Here is a 17,443-nt window from a genome sequence, read left to right on the forward strand (position 1 = left end):
ATCACCGGCCGGGCGGCTGCGCCATCAGGGAAGGCACCGGCAAGGATGCCGAACCGCACCCGTTCCGAAAGCCGCAAAGCTCCCGCCCCTCAGGCGGCGGACCAGCCCCGCCATGCCGCGATCATCACCACGATCGTCAGCCCCAGCGCGATCCAGGACACGATATCATAGGGGCCATCGCCGATCAGCGCCGCGACCAGCCCCACCGCGCTGGCGAGGCCGATCGCTAGCGGCCAGCGGAAGATCCGCCAATTGCCCTGCGCGCCAACCGGCCGCTCCCTCATTCGGCCGGCTCCGGCACGGACATTCCGCCCGTGCGCAATTCCAGCACCCGCCGATCGAGCGACACGCGCCGCTTGCCCAGCCACAGATAGAGCCCGGTGCCCAGCACGATGATCGCCGCGATATCGAGCAGAGCCCAGATGATCTTGAGCGGCAGGCCGCCATAATCGCCGAAATGGAGCGGGGCCGATACGAACACCGCCTTCACATACCACGGCATCTGCCTGAGATCGGTGAGCCGGCCGGTTTCGGCATCCACCATCGCGGGGTTCACGAGCCGCTCGGTCAGGGGCGTGGCGCCCGCCAATGCCACCATATAGTGATGCTTGGTGCTGTAATCGGTGCCCGGCCACGCGACGAAGCTCACCCGCGCATCCGGCACGGCCGCGCGCACCGTGGCGACTGCCCTGTCGACCGAGGCGAGCCGATCCGGCAGCTTCGCGCCCGCATAGGGCGCAGACATTTCCGCCAGTTCGTCCGCCTGCCAGATCATCGTGATCGGCAGGGACATGGTGAGGATGAAGCCGGTGAGCCCGACGACGCTGACCCAGCCCAGGGTGACGATGCCGACCATATTGTGCGTATCGAGCCACTTCAGGCGCGCGCTGCGATCCTTGCGCACCGTACCGAAGCGCAGCTTGCGCATGAAGGGCGCATAGACGACCACGCCGGAGACGACCGAGACGAGGAAGACGATCCCGATCGCCCCCAGGAACAGTTCGCCCGGCAGCCCCAGCAGCAGATGCGCGTGGAGATCGAGCAGGAAGGCCATTACGCCCTCGTCCAGCGGCGCGGTCTGTATCTCGGCCCCCGTGCGCGCGTCGAAGAGCTTGTACTTCATCTCCTCCGCGCGGGCGCCGAAGGTGGGGCCGACCGTGACGTAGAGGAGCGGCTTGTCCTCGTCCCAGGTCATGTAGAGCGTCTTCCAGCCCGGCCTGTCCGCCACGGCGGCCTTCACCACATCATCCAGATTGGCGCGCGCATCCGGCGCGATGCCCTGCGCCAGCTGCGGCGCGCGCGTCGCCTCGTCAATCTCGTGCGCGAAGATCAGCGGGAGGCCGGTGACGCAGAACATCAGGAGGAAAACGGTGCAGACGAGGCTGGTCCATTTATGGACCAGATACCATCCCTTCACCGCTGCCTGCGAAAGCGCCATGCCGCTACCCTGAATACCCTGTCCTGCCTCAATATTTCACCGTGACCGTGCCCAGCACGGTGCGCGGCGCGCCATAATAGCCCTGATCGACAACCAGCGAGGTGAGATACTTGCGATTGGTCACGTTCTTCAGGTTCGCGCTCAGCATCAGATGATCGTTGATCTCGTAGCGGGCGAGCAGATCGAGCAGCGCGTAGCCGCTCTGCTGCAGCTTGATCGGCACGCCGGTCGTCGCCACGGTGCCGGGCACGTAATAGATCTTGCTCTGATATTGAAGCGAGGCGCCCAGCTTGAGCGCGGAGAGCGCGGCCGGCGAATAGGTAATGTTCAAGCGCGCTGTCTGGCGCGGCACGAAGGTGCGCACCGGCGTATCATTCTCGCCCCGCACGCGCATAATCGTATAGCCGCCGGTCGCCTGGATCTCGTCGGTCAGGCGGCCGCCAAATTCCAGCTCGATGCCTTCGGATTTGGCATCAACGCCGCGATAGATGGTCTGGCCCAGCGTCGTATCGAAGCCCGCCGCCTCGGCGGTATTGTTCTGCCGGGTCTGGAAGATGGCCGCGCTGGCATTCAGCCGCCCGCCGAACCATTCGCCCTTCACGCCGCCTTCCAGATTCTTGCCCTGGATGGGGGCCAGCACGGCGCGGTCCGCGCCGACCTGCGTCTGCGGATTGAAGATGGTCGTGAAACTCGCATAGGCGCTGATGTTCGACGTCAGATCCAGCGTGACGCCCGCATAAGGCAGGAAGCGGCTCTTCTTGTAGTTGCTCGGCGTGCCATAGGAATCGCCCTCGCTGGTCGCCCGGGTCACGTTCGCGCCCAGCATCAGCTTCAGCGGATCCGCCAGGCTCAGGCGCACCAGCCCATAGGCCGTCTCGCGCTTCGTGTGCTGATTCAGGCTCAGCGTGTAGCTGGTCGGGAAACTGGGGCGCGCAAAGCTCCCTGTCAGCAATTGGGACAGCGGCACCGACACGCCGATCGTGCTGGTATCATAGGAGGAATATTGCTTGTAATCCTGCGCGCTGCGATTCACGCCGAACATCAGATCATGCTGGCGGCCGAAGAGCGTGATCGGGCCGCCCACATAGGCATCCAGCGTCAGGTTGCGCGTCGGGCCGTCGAACGCGCCCGGATAGCTGTATACGCCCAGCCCCGTGGCCCGATCGGGGTTGCCATAGACGTAGAAGAGCTGATCCCGCTCGTCGATCGCGCGGCGCACCGCCGTGACCTTGCCGATCCAGCCACCGCCGAACTGGTGCGTCACGTCGCCGAAGATCTGCCGGTCAATCACGTTCCAGCTCGACCAGTCCGGCGCCGTGCTGCTTGACCGATCAAGATCGATCCGCGTGCCATCGGTATAATAAAGCGGGATCGAGCCCCACATCGCGGCGTTGCTCTTGTGGTTCTGATAGCCGTAGCCGACGCTCACGGTCGTGCTGGCGCCGATATCGCCCTCGACAATGCCGTAGCCCGTCCAGCGGCGCAAATGATAGCGATCGAGATAGCTGTCCGTATCGACGAGTGCGCCGACGACGCGAGCGCGCAGCGACCCGTCCCTGGTCAACGGCGCGCTCACGTCTCCGTCCAGCCGCAGATTGTTGTACGAGCCATATTGCGCGCTGAACGTGGCCTTCAGATCCTTGGTCGGCCGCTTGCGGATGAAGTTGACGACGGCGGAAGGGTTGCCGGTCGAGGACAGCAGGCCCGGCGCGCCGCGGATCACCTCGATATGATCGTAGATCGCCGTGTCGATCGAGCCCGTCTGGATCTGGAACGCGAAGGGCAGGCCGACACCATCGATCTGGAAGGTCTGGATGTCGAAGCCGCGCGCCGAATAATAAACGCGGTCCGTCTCCACCGCGAGCACGTTGACGCCCGGCACCGTCGTCAGCAGCTGATTGACGTCGTTGAGCTGGAAATCGCGCATCTGCGCGTTCGTCACGATGCTCATCGATTGCGGCGTCTCCCGCTTGGAAAGCGGAAGGCGGACGGCCGTGCTCTGCACCGTCGTGGTATAATCGCCATTCCCCTCGGTGCGCTGGGCGGTGACGACGATATCATCGGCCGAGCGAGGTTCCACGGCCGCACCGGCATCGGGCGCGGCACCGGCGAGAAGCGCGAGGAGAAAGTTCATTCGGGCAGGGTCCTTGTTCGGAAACGGATAACCGCCCCGATACGGACCAATTTAGATATTGCAAATCATTATCGATAAGCTGCGCGATTTTCTGAACCTCAGCCGAACAGCCACAGGCCCAGCATCCGGCCGGGCAGGAAGGCGAACAGCGCCGCCAGCACGACACTGCCATACATGATCGTCATGCCGCGCACGTGCGAGCGGATCCGCCCCGCCCGCACAGCCAGAACGGCGCGCGGTATGCCGACGAGCACCGCGAGCGACAGGATGTGGATCGGCCCGACATGCCCGAAAATGCCCGCCAGCCCGAAGCTGGTGAGCGCGGCGCCGAGCATCAGCACAGCCCAGATCCGGCCGAGCAGACGATGCAGCCGATCGCCCTTCCGGCGAAGCAAAACCCATGCCCCCAGCGGAATGGAGGGGATCGCGGTCGCCAGATGCAGCGGCAGCCAGATCGGGGACAGGGATGTCGTCGGCGATCCGATCGTGAAATGGCGCGTTCCCGCCGTCACCACGAGCAGTCCGACGAGCAATGCCCCGGCGAGGATGAGGCCCCGCGCGGCAGGCCCCACGACGGGAAGAGGAAGAGCGCCGGGCGCGGCGGCTGTGGTGGCGGGGCTCGTCATGTCGGTCTCCTGGGATCGCCCCTTGAATGGCCGAACCCCGTTCATCCTCAAGCGCGGCTGCGCGGGATGCGCCCCGGCCTTCGCCAGCGAAGCGGATGTACCGTTCACGAAGCGTGAGTGGTACAAGCCTGCGCATGGCGCGATGGAGGCAGGTTTCGGCGGAATTGCTCGTGATGGCGATGATCGGGCTCGTTCTGGGCCTGCTCGGGCCTTTCGGCACATTTTCGCTGCCACTCGCGACGCGGGTGGCGGTGTGGCTGGTGATGGCGATCGGCGGCTATGCCTGCTTCCGCCCGGTGATCGCCGCCGGGCGATCGCTTTCCGAACAGACGCACATCCCGCTGGTGCTGGCGATCGCGCTGGCCTGCATCATCGCCTCGCTGCCATTGACCGCGATGATCGGGCTGCTCTTCGGCCATGGCCTCGATCCCGCGTCGCTTGCCCATTCCTATCCGCAGGTGGTGCTGATCGGCGGGCTGGCGACGACGATCCAGTTTCTGCTCTTCACCCGACGCGAGGCGGCGCTCGCGGAAACCACGGCGGCAGCGACGCCCGCCTCTCTCTCGCCCGCTCCGGCCTCGTCTCCATATTCCGGAGAGGTGCCCGCGCCACCCCCTTCACAGCAGCCGGCCTTCCTCGACAGGCTTCCGCCGCATCTGGGCCAGGCGTTGCTCTGCCTGGAAATGGAGGATCATTATGTGCGGGCGCACACCGAGGCGGGATCGACGCTGATCCTGATGCGGATGCGCGATGCCGTCTCCGAACTGGCCGGGATGGAGGGCGAGCGCGTCCATCGCAGTTGGTGGGTAGCGCGCGCGGCCGTGACGGGCATGGAGCGTCGGGATCGCGCCACTATCCTGCGCCTCTCCAACGGGCTCGACGTGCCCGTCGCGCGGGACAGCGTCGCGCTGCTCCGGTCGCGCGGCTGGCTGTAACCTGATTGCCAAATGTCCCTCCGGCTCTATGAGCGGCCGCGATATCCGCGAGGGACACGCGCAATGAAGTTGATGACCGGCAACGCCAACCGGCCGCTCGCCCGGGCGATCACCGATTATCTGGAGATTCCGCTCACCGACGCCTCCGTCCGCCGCTTCGCAGATGAAGAAGTGTTCGTCGAAATCCACGAGAACGTGCGCGGCGAAGACGTGTTCGTGCTCCAGTCGACAGGCTTTCCGGCCAACGACAATCTCATGGAATTGCTGATCTGCATCGATGCGCTGCGCCGCGCATCGGCCCGCCGGATCACCGCCGTCCTTCCGTATTTCGGCTATGCCCGCCAGGATCGGAAGCCCGGCCCGCGCACGCCGATCTCCGCCAAGCTGGTCGCCAACCTCATCACCGCGGCAGGCGCGAATCGCGTGCTTTCGGTGGATCTCCATGCCGGCCAGATCCAGGGCTTCTTCGATATCCCGACGGACAATCTGTATGCCGCGCCGGTGATGTCCGAAGATATCAAGGCCCGCTTCGGCGACCGGAATCTGATGGTCGTCTCGCCGGACGTGGGCGGTGTGGTCCGCGCCCGCGCGCTGGCCAAGCGTCTGAACAACGCCCCCCTCGCCATCGTCGACAAGCGCCGCGAGCGCGCCGGTGAGAGCGAGGTGATGAACATCATCGGTGACGTCACCGGGCGCTTCTGCATCCTGATCGACGATATCGTCGATTCGGCCGGCACGCTCTGCAACGCCGCCGCCGCGCTGCGCGATGCGGGCGCCGAGGATGTCGTGGCCTATGTGACGCACGGCGTGCTTTCGGGCGGTGCCGTGGCGCGTGTGGAAGGTTCGGCGCTGCGCGAACTGGTGATTACCGATTCGATCGCCCCCAACGAGGCCGTGGCCGCCGCCAGGAAGATCCGCGTGAACACGATCGCGCCGCTGCTGGCGGAAGCGATTCGCCGCATCGCGGACGAAAGCTCGGTCTCCTCGCTGTTCGACTGAGGCGACGGCACGCGCCAGGAGCCGGCGTGCGCGCTATTTGGGCGGTCCAGAGCCAGCTGAGATGTGGCGGGTGTCGCACCGTCCTCGATTGACGATTCGTGGAATAGTCTGGCGCAGAAATCCTCTCGTCCTGCGATTGGCTGCACGGCACCCGATGCGCGCTCCTTCAGGAAATGGCGCTCCAGTTCGAACCACGCCTCGCCCGGCCTCGGGGTGTATGAGCAATTCCGCTCCGTCGCGTGGCGGGTCTTTTGCGCGTGATCCCGTGGCGCTCGAAGAGCCGCCACCGCGTCGCGCTGCTGGCACTTACGCCGCACTGATCGGCAAGGCTCGCCCTATCCATGCTGGCCTCGATCGCGGCATGCATGGCGAATCGCAAAAAAGCGCTATTCCGGCAATCCTGGGGCGGGCCATCGCGCGCAGCCATTCGCTATCCGTCCGCATCAAAATGAGGGAAGGAATGTGGGGTAAAGCCCAAGGCCCCGGCAAAAAGCGAAAACATCTCCACGCGCTAGCCAAAGCGCGGTGGTGCCCGGGGACGGAATCGAACCGCCGACACCGTGATTTTCAGTCACGTGCTCTACCAACTGAGCTACCCGGGCAGGAGAAGCGTTGGGAGGCGCGCCTATAGGGACGGGTCGGCCTAGCTGTCTACCCCGTCTTCGCCTCTATCTTCGCTTTCCTGCGATGGTGCGCCCGGAATGCGATAGCCATCGGATAGCCATTGCAGCAGATCCCGATCCTTGCAGCCCTGGCTGCAGAAGGGCTTGTACGCCTCGACAGGCGGCTTGCCGCAGCCCGGACAGGCATTGCGGCGGCGGGGTTCAGACATAGGTGCGCTGGGCATGGGCGCCCGACATGGGAAGGCCGGGCTCAGCCTGCAACCGCACGTCCGCACCGATCCTGCGGGCCAGCGCGCCGATCCATTCCGGCCGGGATTCGAGATTGGCGATCACCGCCGGATGCGCCGCCAGCGCGACAGCGCCCGCGCCACGCGCGCGTTCGGCCCGGCGTAGCAGGGCGCGGGCAGCGGCCAGCGCCGGATCGGCGGCGATCAGCTCCAGTAGCGAGCGCCGCTCCCGGCGGCGGATGATCTGGAGGAAGCCGAATCCGTTGACGGCGGTACGCTCGAACGGCTGGGGCAGGATGGCATCCAGCGCGGCGGCCGTGGCCTGCCGTTCGGCGCGATCGGGGAGTGTCGGCAGATCGATGCCGATCGAGCCGGCGATGCCGAAGCAGCGAATCGCCTCTCCCGCCCGCCGGGCGCCGGCGATGGCGAGCGCCGCAAGCGGCCCCGCCCCATCCACATCGATCAGCGTCATCGCCGGCGTCAGACTGATGCGGAGCAGGGCATCGTCATGTGCGACGATCCCGCTCGCCGCCTCCTCCAGCCTTTCGGACCAGCCATGCGCCTCGAACACATCCTCTCCCGGCGTGTCGCGGCGCCGGAGGGGAAGGCCGCTCGCGGCGATTCGCGCCAGCAGATCCGGCCCGGCCCCGACGACAGCGTCCTGGGCCGCGACACGGACGCGGGGGAGCTTCACGGCGCCCCGCTCGGGCAAAGCCTCGCGAATCACCTCCACCGCCAACGCGGCACCAAGGCTGAGTCCGCGGGGCACCGCCACGAGATCGGCTTCGCCCCCGGGAAGGGCCACGCGCGCGCGGCCACCGGCCTCGGCGGCACGGACCAGCCGCGCGGCGCAGATCGCGCCGACGCGCAGGCGGCCATCATCGGGATCGACATGCATCTCCACGATTCGGCCCTTTTCGACGAGCGCGGCGCGCTGTTCGCCGATGCCGGCCTCGTGGAGCCACTCGGCCATGGATCAGGCCGTCAGCAGCCCTGAAGCCGTCAGCAGCCCGCGCGTTTCGAACAGGGGCAGGCCGACCACGCCCGAATGGCTGCCATCGATGCGGCGGACGAATCCTTCCGCCGCGCCCTGGATCGCATAGCCGCCCGCCTTGCCCACGCCTTCTCCCCCTGCCGCATAGGCACGGATCACGGCCTCGGTCAGCGGCGCGAAGCAGACGATGGTGGTGGAAAGCCGATGCCGGGCGACGCCATCCGCATCGATCACGCTGAGCGCGGTGAGCACGCGATGGCGGCGACCGGACAGCAGGGCGAGGCACTTCGCCACCTCGGCCGCATCTTCCGCCTTGGGCAGGATGCGACGGCCGGCGGCGACGACCGTATCGGCGGCGAGCACGACGCAGCCGGGGTGGCGCGCGGCCGTCGCCTCGGCCTTGGCGGAGGCGAGGCGGCGCGCATGATCGGCCGGAAGCTCCGCCCGAAGCGGCGTTTCGTCTATGTCGGCGGGATCGATCGCATCAGGCACCAGGCCGAGGCGCGCCAGCAGATCCAGCCGGCGCGGGCTGGCGGAGGCGAGGATCAGACGCCCCGGATTCGCGCCGGGGGGCACCATCGTGCCGCCCATCTTATTTGAAGCGATAGGTGATGCGGCCCTTGGTGAGATCATAGGGCGTGAGCTCGACCAGCACCTCGTCTCCGACGAGGACGCGGATGCGATTCTTGCGCATCTTGCCGGCGGTGTGACCGAGGATTTCGTGATCATTCTCGAGCCGGACGCGGAACATCGCGTTGGGCAGGAGCTCGACCACCTGGCCGCGCATCTCGAGCAGTTCTTCCTTCGCCAAACAAAACCTCTAATCGAAAAAGGGACTTGAAAAATCGCGCCCCCTTAGCTCCGAAGTGCCGGAAAGGAAAGCTTGGCGCCTTTCCGATGTGGGTATGCACCCCGATCATCGCCAGTGGCCGGTTGCGCAGGCGGCTGGTGGCACGATATGGGCGTGGCGATGGTTCGCTTTTCGTTCTGCGGTGTCGAGCTGGCCGCGCTGGGCTCCGGCGCGCTCTACTGGCCCGCGCGCCGCGCGCTGCTGGTGGCCGATCTGCATTTCGAGAAAGCGAGCTGGTATGCCCGATCGGGCCAGATGCTGCCGCCTTATGATACGGCCGCGACGCTGGCCGAACTGGAGGCGATCGTCGCCTCCTGCGCGCCGGCCGAAATCTGGTGCCTGGGCGACAGCTTCCACGATGCCGGGGGCTGCGCGCGGATGGCGCCATCCGAACAGGCCCGGCTGCGTACGCTGACCGGTGCGCTGCGCTGGCACTGGATCGTAGGCAATCACGATCGCGGCGCTGCCGACATGGCCGATCGCTGCGGTGGAGCGGTGATGGCGGAGGCGCTGGTGGATGGCCTGCTGCTGACGCACGAAGCGGATCCGGCCGAAAAGAGACCTGAGCTTTCTGGCCATTTCCACCCGAAGCTGCGGCTGACGCTGCGCGGCCGGCATGTAGCGCGGCGCTGCTTCGTGGCGAGCGAGACCAAGCTGATCCTGCCCGCCTTCGGCGCGCTGACGGGCGGCATGGATGCGCATGATCCGGTGATCCGCAGGGCGGTGGGCGGCGGCCGGGCGCAAGCGCTGGTGCCGCTGGCTGACAGGATGCTGCGCTTCCCGCTGGCGGCGGGAAAGCCCCCTCCCCTCGCTGGAAGGGAGGAGAGCGATCAGCCCTTCACCAGCACAGGCTTTTCACGCCACATCTGGGGATAGAGCTGCTTCAGCGCGGCCAGCTTCGGCAGATCGTTGAAGCGGATATAGCCGGCATCGGGATGGAGAGTCAGATAATCCTGATGATAGGCCTCGGCCGGATAGAAAGGCTGGGCGCGCTCGATCCGGGTGACGATCGGCTTCTGCCAGAGCCTGGCGGCGGAGAGCTGGGAAAGATAGGCCTGCGCAACCTTTCGCTGCGGCTCGCTGGTGGGGAACAGGGCCGAACGATATTGTGTGTCGACATCCGGGCCCTGCCGGTTCAGCTGGGTGGGATCGGCCACCACCGAGAAATAGACCCGCAGCAGATCGGCATAGCTGACGACGCGCGGATCGAACGTGACCTTCACCGATTCGGCATGGCCGGTATCCCCGGCCGAGACGCGCTCATAATCCGGGCCGCGCACATTGCCGCCGGTATAGCCGGAGACGGCGGAGGTGACGCCCTTCACATGCTGGAACACGCCTTGCACGCCCCAGAAGCAGCCGCCCGCGAACAACGCCGTTTCGCTGGTGCCGGTGGCGGGCGCCACCACGGCTGGCGCCGGCGCGCGCAGCGACGTTTCGGCGGCGAGGCTGGATGTGCCCCCGATCAGGGCATAGCCGAGCCCGAGAGCGGCGATGCCGGCGAGAAGGCGGGAGGAAATGGGCGACATGGCACGTCTCCGATGGGGATGATTCCCCATACGAAGGCGCAATATGGAAAGTTACAGGGCTGGTTTGAAGGGCGCCGGAGAGAAGCCCCGAATGCGCCAGCGGAAACCGAAGCCCGCAGCTTCGGACGCGGCGCCCGATAGCCCCGGGCTCCAGCCTTCGCCGGAGCCCGGAACCAATCTCAGCGCAGCGCCTTGCAGGCTTCCTGGATGCGGGTGCAGGCTTCGGTGAGCGCCTCTTCCGAGGTGGCATAGCTGATGCGGAAGGCCGGCTCGAGGCCGAAGGCGGCGCCGTGGACGGCGGCGACGCGCACCTCGTCCAGGAAATAATCGATCAGCGCGGCATCGCTGTCGATCACCTGCCCCTTGGGCGTGGACTTGCCGATCAGGCCGGTCACGTCCGGATAGACGTAGAAGGCGCCATCGGGCGTCGGGCAATGGATGCCGTCCACCTCGTTCAGCATGCGCACGACCAGATCGCGGCGACGCTGGAAAGCGGCGTTGCGATCGGCGAGGAAATCCTGCGGGCCGTTCAGCGCGGCGACCGCCGCCGCCTGGCTGATCGACGATGGATTGGACGTCGACTGCGACTGGAGCTTCGACATCGCCTTGATCAGCGCCACCGGACCACCGGCATAGCCGATGCGCCAGCCAGTCATCGAATAGGCCTTCGAGCAGCCGTTCACCGTCAGCGTCCGCTCGTAAAGCTCGGGCACCACCTGCGCGATCGTGGTGAACTTGAAATCGCCATAGACGATATGCTCGTACATATCGTCGTTCAGGATCCAGACGTGCGGATGGCGCAGCAGCACCTCACCCAGCGCCTTCAGCTCGGCTTCGGTATAGGCCGCGCCCGTAGGGTTGGAGGGCGAATTCAGGATCACCCACTTCGTCTTCGGCGTGATCGCGGCATCCAGCTGCTCGGGCAGGATCTTGTAGCCCTGATTGGCGCCCGCGCGCACGAAGACCGGCGTTCCGCCCGCGAACTGGACGATATCCGGATAGGAAACCCAGTAAGGCGCGGGCACGATCACCTCGTCGCCCGCCTCCACCGTGGCGACCAGCGCGTTGAAGAGCGTGTGCTTGCCGCCCGAATTCACGCTGATCTGCGAGGGTTCGTAGGCAAGGCCGTTCTCGCGCGAGAACTTGGCGACGATCGCGGCCTTCAGCTCGGGCGTGCCATCGACGTTGGTATATTTGGTCTTGCCGGCGCGGATCGCCTCGATCGCGGCTTCCTTCACGAAATCCGGCGTATCGAAATCGGGTTCGCCGGCGGCCAGGCCGATGACCTTGATGCCCTTCGCCTGAAGCTCGAGCGTGCGCGACGTCATCGCGAGCGTGGGAGACGGCGAGATGCGGCCGAGCGCGGCCGAAAGGAAGGGCATGGATCTATCCTGCGCTAGGGAAGAGGCGGTGCGCCTATAGAGGCGGGCATGCAGGCGCCGCAACCGCCATGCAGCGCGCGGGCGACCTTTCTTGAAACAAAGATGCGCGGAAGGCGCGGGGAGCGAAGCCCGCGCCCCCTTTCACCCCAATCGCGCGGGAATCAGTCCCCGGAGAGCATTGCCGACGAAGAAGGCCCCTTCCAGATCGGCCGGCGTGAGCAGGCTTTCATAAGCACGGCCTTCCTCGATCAGCCGATCGCGCAGCACGCCCGGCAGCAGCCCCAGCGACAGAGGCGGCGTGCGCAGACGGCCTTCCGCATCCGGCACGAAGACGGTGGTGAAGCTGCCCTCCGTAATCTCGCCCGAGGGCAGGGTGAAGATCACCTCGAAGCGGCCGGTGGCGGAGCGCATCTCCTCATAGAAGCCGCGATCGCTCGTCTTGTGGCGCAGCCGCACGTCCGACGGATCCACCGGCAGCGGGCGGATCGCAACGCGCACCTCGCCCGCCGGGCGCGGCGGAACGCCCGTCACCTCCACCGCGGCCGCGCCGCTGCGGGAGAGGCGCACCCGCACTCGGCTTTCGGCGGTGCGGCGGAAGGTGGCGGCGTGGAGATCGTTGCGCAGCGCGTGCCGATCCATGGCGAAGCCGAGCGCCTGCGCGCTCGCCTTGAGGCGGGCGATGTGGCGCTCCAGATCGGGCAGCCCCTCCTCGGGATCGAATCGCAGCGTCTCGACGAGATCGAAGGCCGGAAGCGCCGCGCTCACGAAGGCCGCCTTCTGCAGGCATTCGGTCCATTCCGCATCGGCACGGGAATCGGAAACGATCGCGGATCCCAGCCCGAGGCGCGCTTCATCCTTCCCCTCCCCCCATTCGATCGTCCTGATCGCGACATTGAATCTGGCATCGCCATCCGGCGCAAATGCGCCGATCGCGCCCGTATAGGCATGGCGCGGCGCGCGCTCCACCATCGCGATCGCCTCCATCGCGCGCAATTTCGGCGCGCCCGTAATCGATCCGCAGGGAAAGAGCGCTTCCAGCACATCGATCGCATCCCGCCCCGGCGCGAGATCCGCCTCGATCTGGCTCACCATCTGCAGGACCGTGGGATAGCGTTCCACCGCGAACAATTCCGGCACGCGCACGCTGCCCGCCCGCGCCACGCGGGCGAGATCGTTGCGCATCAGATCGACGATCATCAGATTTTCGGCGCGCTGCTTGGGATCTGCGGCGAGCGCGGCGGCCAGCGCATCATCCTCCCGCGCATCATGCCCGCGCCGGCTGGTCCCCTTCATCGGCCGCGCCGCCAGCCTGCCGCCTTCGAGCGTGAAGAACATTTCGGGCGAGAAGGAAAGCAGCCAGCGATCGCCATCCGCGACGAGCGCGCCCCACCCGGCCCCCGCCGCCGCGCGCAGCCGCGCATAAAGCGCGGCCGGGTGACCGCAAACGCGCAGGCGCGCGGGAAAGGAGAGATTGGCCTGATAGATATCGCCGGCGGCGATCAGCCCCTGCACCGTGGCGACCGCCTCGCCATAGGCATCGCGGGAGACGAGCGGCTCGGGCGTGGAGGCGCATGCGCCGGCCGGATCGGGCCACGCCATCTCACCCGGATGGTCCTCGGGCGGCGGGAAGGCGCCGAACCACAGCAGCGGATCGCCCGCGCACGCGATCGGCGCGAGGCGATCGTCCAGCGCGAACCCCGCCTCGTAGGCGAGCATACCGGCAAGATGATGGCCCGCAGCGACGAGCGCGCGCACCCGATCCAGCGCCGGGCGCACCTCTGCGGGCGTCCGCGCGACGACGATCTCCACGGGATCGCGATAGAGGAGCGGGCGGCCGCCGGGCCGGGCATCGTCGAGCAGCACGAAAGGAGGCGCGGGGAGCATCGCGCGCGGCCTTACGAGGGCAGCCGCCGCGCCGCAAACTGCGCGCGCCGCTCTTTTCCGCCTCCAACGCACCAGCGAGGGGGCGGAAAAGCGCGACAGGCGATCCGTTCCGAAAACGGGCTTGCGGCTTGCCCTCCAGCGTCGGCGGCCTCATTTCGAGCGACATGACCGATCAGCCCCCGCTCCGCGCCGCCATCGTGCCCGTCACGCCGCTCCAGCAGAATTGCTCGCTCATCTGGTGCACCAGGACGATGCGCGGCGCCTTCGTGGATGCGGGCGGCGATCTGCCGCGGCTGAAGGCGGCCGCCGCCCAGGCGGGCGTGACGATCGAGAAGCTGCTCGTGACGCACGGGCATATCGATCATTGCGGCGGCACCGGCATCTTCGCCAGGGAACTGGGCGTGCCGATCGAAGGGCCACACGAGGAGGATCGCTTCTGGATCTCCCGCCTCGACGATGACGGGCGGAAATATGGCATCGAGGGCAAGCCCTTCGAGCCCGATCGCTGGCTGGTCGACGGCGATCAGGTGACGGTGGGCGAACTGGTGCTCGATGTCTATCACTGCCCCGGTCACACGCCCGGCCATGTCGTGTTCCATCATGCCCCGTCCAGGCTGGCGATCGTCGGTGACGTGCTGTTCCAGGGATCGATCGGACGAACCGATTTTCCGCGCGGCAACCATCAGGATCTGCTCGACGCGATCACCACCAAGCTGTGGCCGCTGGGCGATGCCACAGCCTTCGTGCCCGGCCACGGCCCGATGTCCAATTTCGGGCACGAGCGGAAGAGCAATCCCTTCGTGGCGGATGCGGTGCTGGCGCGAGGCTAGGCCGTGATGCCGGTGCGCCCAAGGCGGCATCGGCACCGGCCTCACCGTGGCATGGCGTAAGGCAGATAGAGCGCGTAGCCAGCGAGAATCAGCAGAATCAGCCAGGTGAGCACGGCACCTGCCGCGCGCAGCTTGTTGGGCGAGGGCCGCTCCATGCCCAGCGGATGCGCGATGCGGGCGACCATGAACAAGGCCGATGCGATCCACAGCCACGATTCGGGGCCGCGCGCATATTCGATCAGGCCAAGCAGAATGAGAAAAAAGGGCGCATATTCGACAAAGTTGGCGTGCGCCCGCCCGCGCGCCAGCATGCGGGGATTGCCCCCGTCTCCGATATCGATCTTGCCCTGCACGCGCACCTGGCTGCAACGAATGGCGAGCCACAGATTGATGATGGTGGCGGCTCCAGCCATCGTGGTCGTGATCGGCAACACCATCGGGCAAGGTCCTCTTTCGGGGCGGGAGAAGGCCGGACCGGGCCGGTGCGGCGGCTTAGACAGTCTTGCCGCGTGCGTCATCAGCTTGCAACGCGGGCCGAATCCGCTATAGGGCGCACCGTTCGCGACGAGCCGGCCCCAAGCCTTCCCCGAACCGATCGGTTCGCGGGTGGGATCAGGCGTTGGCCCGTCGCGCATTTTTTTGACCTCTGCAGAACAGGTGCCGAGATGGCCGTCCCCAAGAGAAAAACCTCGCCTTCGCGGCGGAACATGCGCCGCAGCCACCACGCGCTGCAGGCCGAATCGTTTCAGGAATGCCCGAATTGCGGCGAGCTGAAGCAGCCGCATGTGCTGTGCGGCCATTGTGGCCATTATAACGGCCGCGAGATCCTTCCGGTCAGCGCCTGATCGATCCTTAGGGGATTGAAGCGGGCGTGAGCGGGGCACCGCATCTCGCGATCGACGCGATGGGCGGAGACACTGGGCCGGAGACGACCGTCGCCGGCGTCGCCCATGCGTTGCGCCACGATCCGGCCCTTTCCTTCACGCTTTTCGGCGACGAGGCGATTCTCGTGCCGATCGTGGCGCGCCACAGGGCGCTGGGCGATCGCGTGACGATCAGCCATGCGCCCGAAATCGTTTCGGGCGAGGAAAAGCCGAGCGCCGCGCTGCGCCGCGCCAAGAAGACCTCGATGGGCCTGGCTATCGCCGCCGTGAAGGACGGCGCGGCCGACGCCGCCGTCTCGGCCGGCAATACCGGGGCGCTGATGGCGACCGCGAAGGTGGCGCTGCGCACGATCGCCGGGATCGACCGGCCCGCCCTCGCCGCCCTGCTGCCGACGCTCGGCACGCACGATCTGGTGATGCTGGATCTCGGCGCGAACACGGAATGCGACGCGCGCAATCTCTTCCAGTTCGCCGTGATGGGCGCGGCCTATAGCCGAATCGTCCATGAACTGGCCGAGCCTTCGGTGCGCCTGCTGAACATCGGCACCGAGGAGATGAAGGGCACGGACGAAGTGCGCGAGGCTGCCGCCCTGCTGCGCAGCGCGCCGCACCTGCCGCTGCGATTCGACGGCTTCATCGAAGCCAACGCGCTGGGCCGGGGCGAGGCAGACGTGATCGTTTCCGATGGATTTTCCGGCAATATCGCGCTGAAGACGGCGGAAGGCACCGCCACTTTCATCGGCGATCTGATCCGCCGTGCCTTCACCAGCTCGCTCCGCTCAAAATTCGGATTCCTGCTTTCGCGCCCCGCGATCACCCTGCTGCGGCAGGGGCTGGATCCCAATACGCGCAACGGCGCCGTCTTCCTGGGGCTGACCGGCACGGTCGTGAAGAGCCATGGCAGCGCATCCGCCGTGGGCTTCGCCAATGCGATCGCGGTGGCGGCCAAGCTCGCCCGTGCGCGCATCACCGATCGCATCGCCGAGGATCTGGCCCGCACTCGCGGCGCCACGGCGGAAACGGTCGCATGACGCTGCGTGCCGTCATCGCCGGTACGGGATCCGCGCTGCCGAAGCGGCGCGTGACCAACGACGAACTGGCGGAGACGGTCGACACATCCGACGAGTGGATCGTCGAGCGCACCGGCATTCGCGCACGCCATATCGCGGGCGACGACGAGACGACCGCCACGCTGGGCGCCGATGCCGCGCGCAACGCGCTGGCCGCCGCCGGGATCGACGCTTCCGCGATCGACCTGATCGTGCTGGCAACGGCGACGCCCGACCAGACCTTCCCGGCCTCCGCCACCAAGATCCAGCATATGCTGGGCATCACCGATTGCGTGGCCTTCGATGTCGCGGCGGTCTGCTCCGGCTTCCTCTACGCCGTTTCCGTGGCGGAGAGCATGATCCGCGCAGGCAGCGCCCGCACCGCGCTGTTGATCGGCGCGGAGACGTTCAGCCGGATCCTGGACTGGGAGGATCGCACGACCTGCGTGCTCTTCGGCGACGGTGCCGGCGCGATCGTGCTGCGGGCGGAGGAGAGCGAGGATCGCGGCATCCTCTCGGTCGCGCTCCACGCCGACGGGCGGCACAACCAGCTCCTCTATGTCGATGGCGGCCCTTCCACCACGGGCACCGTCGGCAAGCTCCGCATGAAGGGGCAGGAGGTCTTCCGTCACGCGGTGGTGAATCTCGCCGCCGTGCTGACAGAGGCCGTCGCCAAGGCCGGCCTGGAGACGCGCGACATAGACTGGGTGGTGCCGCATCAGGCCAATCGCCGCATCCTGGACGCGACCGCGCGCAAGCTGGGCCTCGCTGCCGAGAAGGTGATCGTCACGGTCGACCAGCATGCCAACACATCGGCCGCCTCCGTGCCGCTGGCGCTGGACCAGGCCGTGCGCGACGGGCGGATCCGGCGCGGCGACGTGGTGGTGCTGGAGGCGATGGGCGGCGGCTTCACCTGGGGCGCGGCCGCGCTGCGCTTCTGATTCGCACGGGCGCACGGGCGCGCGCCGTCTCGCGCTCCGAAACAAGCCCTTACACCGCATCGCTTCAACTTGCTGGCAGCGGCAAAGCCGGGCTAGAACGGCAAATCTGGGTTTAGGG

General features: G+C 67.0%; 19 protein-coding genes and 1 tRNA gene. 7 read left to right on the forward strand and 13 right to left on the reverse strand.

The features are described from left to right. Window positions 1–89 precede the first annotated feature (89 nt). The 4 genes from DI605_RS02450 to DI605_RS02465 form a co-directional block, all read right to left on the reverse strand. Complete coding sequence (locus DI605_RS02450; protein WP_293968596.1) at window positions 90–284, reverse strand: hypothetical protein; 195 nt, start codon at window positions 282–284, stop codon at window positions 90–92. Then, window positions 281–1,438 (reverse strand): PepSY domain-containing protein, encoded by a 1,158-nt coding sequence (locus DI605_RS02455; protein WP_293968598.1) that lies wholly within the window; start codon window positions 1,436–1,438, stop codon window positions 281–283. The genes DI605_RS02450 and DI605_RS02455 overlap by 4 nt, the downstream gene beginning before the upstream one ends. Window positions 1,439–1,466: 28 nt before the next feature. Then, on the reverse strand, window positions 1,467–3,572 hold the full coding sequence (locus DI605_RS02460) for a TonB-dependent siderophore receptor (protein ID WP_293968600.1): 2,106 nt from the start codon (window positions 3,570–3,572) through the stop codon (window positions 1,467–1,469). Window positions 3,573–3,670: 98 nt separating this feature from the next. Beyond that, window positions 3,671–4,198 carry a DUF2306 domain-containing protein gene (locus tag DI605_RS02465; RefSeq protein ID WP_293968602.1) on the reverse strand — a complete coding sequence of 176 codons (528 nt, stop codon included), beginning with the start codon at window positions 4,196–4,198 and terminating at the stop codon, window positions 3,671–3,673. A gap of 134 nt (window positions 4,199–4,332) precedes the next feature. On the opposite strand from DI605_RS02465, the gene DI605_RS02470 reads away from it, so the two are divergent. Beyond that, complete coding sequence (locus DI605_RS02470) at window positions 4,333–5,133, forward strand: LytTR family DNA-binding domain-containing protein (RefSeq protein ID WP_293968604.1); 801 nt, start codon at window positions 4,333–4,335, stop codon at window positions 5,131–5,133. A gap of 63 nt (window positions 5,134–5,196) precedes the next feature. Next, window positions 5,197–6,132, forward strand: coding sequence for a ribose-phosphate pyrophosphokinase (locus DI605_RS02475; RefSeq protein WP_293968606.1), 936 nt, complete (start codon window positions 5,197–5,199; stop codon window positions 6,130–6,132). A gap of 526 nt (window positions 6,133–6,658) precedes the next feature. Here the strand turns inward: DI605_RS02475 and DI605_RS02480 are convergent. The 5 genes from DI605_RS02480 to infA form a co-directional block, all read right to left on the reverse strand. Then, window positions 6,659–6,734, reverse strand: a tRNA-Phe gene (locus DI605_RS02480). Between the two features lie 41 nt (window positions 6,735–6,775). Then, the gene (locus DI605_RS02485; RefSeq protein WP_367120021.1) at window positions 6,776–6,979 is read right to left on the reverse strand and encodes a DNA gyrase inhibitor YacG; all 204 of its coding nucleotides are present in this window, start codon (window positions 6,977–6,979) and stop codon (window positions 6,776–6,778) included. After that, the gene (locus DI605_RS02490) at window positions 6,957–7,955 is read right to left on the reverse strand and encodes a ribonuclease (RefSeq protein ID WP_293968610.1); all 999 of its coding nucleotides are present in this window, start codon (window positions 7,953–7,955) and stop codon (window positions 6,957–6,959) included. The genes DI605_RS02485 and DI605_RS02490 overlap by 23 nt, the downstream gene beginning before the upstream one ends. 3 nt (window positions 7,956–7,958) lie before the next feature. Then, window positions 7,959–8,555, reverse strand: coding sequence for a nucleoside triphosphate pyrophosphatase (locus DI605_RS02495; RefSeq protein ID WP_293968612.1), 597 nt, complete (start codon window positions 8,553–8,555; stop codon window positions 7,959–7,961). Window positions 8,556–8,568: 13 nt separating this feature from the next. Then, a complete protein-coding gene (gene infA / locus DI605_RS02500; protein ID WP_003049127.1) occupies window positions 8,569–8,787 on the reverse strand; it encodes a translation initiation factor IF-1 in 219 nt (72 codons plus the stop codon). A 159-nt stretch (window positions 8,788–8,946) separates the two neighbouring features. On the opposite strand from infA, the gene pdeM reads away from it, so the two are divergent. Continuing rightward, window positions 8,947–9,702, forward strand: a complete 756-nt coding sequence (gene pdeM / locus DI605_RS02505) for a ligase-associated DNA damage response endonuclease PdeM (RefSeq protein WP_293968614.1) — start codon at window positions 8,947–8,949, stop codon at window positions 9,700–9,702. On the opposite strand, the gene msrA is transcribed toward pdeM, so the two are convergent. From msrA to pabB, 3 genes are all read right to left on the reverse strand, one after another. Further along, the gene (msrA, locus tag DI605_RS02510) at window positions 9,657–10,355 is read right to left on the reverse strand and encodes a peptide-methionine (S)-S-oxide reductase MsrA (RefSeq protein WP_293968615.1); all 699 of its coding nucleotides are present in this window, start codon (window positions 10,353–10,355) and stop codon (window positions 9,657–9,659) included. The two genes, pdeM and msrA, sit on opposite strands and share 46 nt — an antisense overlap. A 179-nt stretch (window positions 10,356–10,534) precedes the next feature. Continuing rightward, window positions 10,535–11,737, reverse strand: a complete 1,203-nt coding sequence (locus DI605_RS02515) for a pyridoxal phosphate-dependent aminotransferase (RefSeq protein WP_293968616.1) — start codon at window positions 11,735–11,737, stop codon at window positions 10,535–10,537. Window positions 11,738–11,878: 141 nt separating this feature from the next. After that, window positions 11,879–13,621 (reverse strand): aminodeoxychorismate synthase component I, encoded by a 1,743-nt coding sequence (gene pabB / locus DI605_RS02520; protein WP_293968617.1) that lies wholly within the window; start codon window positions 13,619–13,621, stop codon window positions 11,879–11,881. A gap of 164 nt (window positions 13,622–13,785) precedes the next feature. Between pabB and DI605_RS02525 the strand changes: the two genes are divergently transcribed. Continuing rightward, window positions 13,786–14,451, forward strand: a complete 666-nt coding sequence (locus DI605_RS02525; RefSeq protein WP_293968619.1) for an MBL fold metallo-hydrolase — start codon at window positions 13,786–13,788, stop codon at window positions 14,449–14,451. A 41-nt stretch (window positions 14,452–14,492) separates the two neighbouring features. Here DI605_RS02525 and DI605_RS02530 read toward each other — a convergent pair whose 3' ends face one another. Next, a complete protein-coding gene (locus DI605_RS02530; RefSeq protein WP_367120022.1) occupies window positions 14,493–15,086 on the reverse strand; it encodes an MAPEG family protein in 594 nt (197 codons plus the stop codon). 30 nt (window positions 15,087–15,116) lie between these two features. On the opposite strand from DI605_RS02530, the gene rpmF reads away from it, so the two are divergent. Genes rpmF through DI605_RS02545 form a run of 3 tightly spaced genes read left to right on the forward strand, consistent with a single transcriptional unit; the run spans window position 15,117 to window position 17,325 of the window. Continuing rightward, a complete protein-coding gene (gene rpmF, locus DI605_RS02535) occupies window positions 15,117–15,296 on the forward strand; it encodes a 50S ribosomal protein L32 (RefSeq protein WP_293968623.1) in 180 nt (59 codons plus the stop codon). A gap of 26 nt (window positions 15,297–15,322) precedes the next feature. Beyond that, window positions 15,323–16,366, forward strand: a complete 1,044-nt coding sequence (gene plsX, locus DI605_RS02540; RefSeq protein ID WP_293968625.1) for a phosphate acyltransferase PlsX — start codon at window positions 15,323–15,325, stop codon at window positions 16,364–16,366. Continuing rightward, window positions 16,363–17,325 carry a beta-ketoacyl-ACP synthase III gene (locus DI605_RS02545; RefSeq protein WP_293968627.1) on the forward strand — a complete coding sequence of 321 codons (963 nt, stop codon included), beginning with the start codon at window positions 16,363–16,365 and terminating at the stop codon, window positions 17,323–17,325. Before plsX ends, DI605_RS02545 begins: the two co-directional genes overlap by 4 nt. Window positions 17,326–17,443 lie beyond the last annotated feature (118 nt).

Source organism: Sphingomonas sp. (genome assembly GCF_003248515.1).
Lineage (GTDB): Bacteria > Pseudomonadota > Alphaproteobacteria > Sphingomonadales > Sphingomonadaceae > Sphingomonas_I.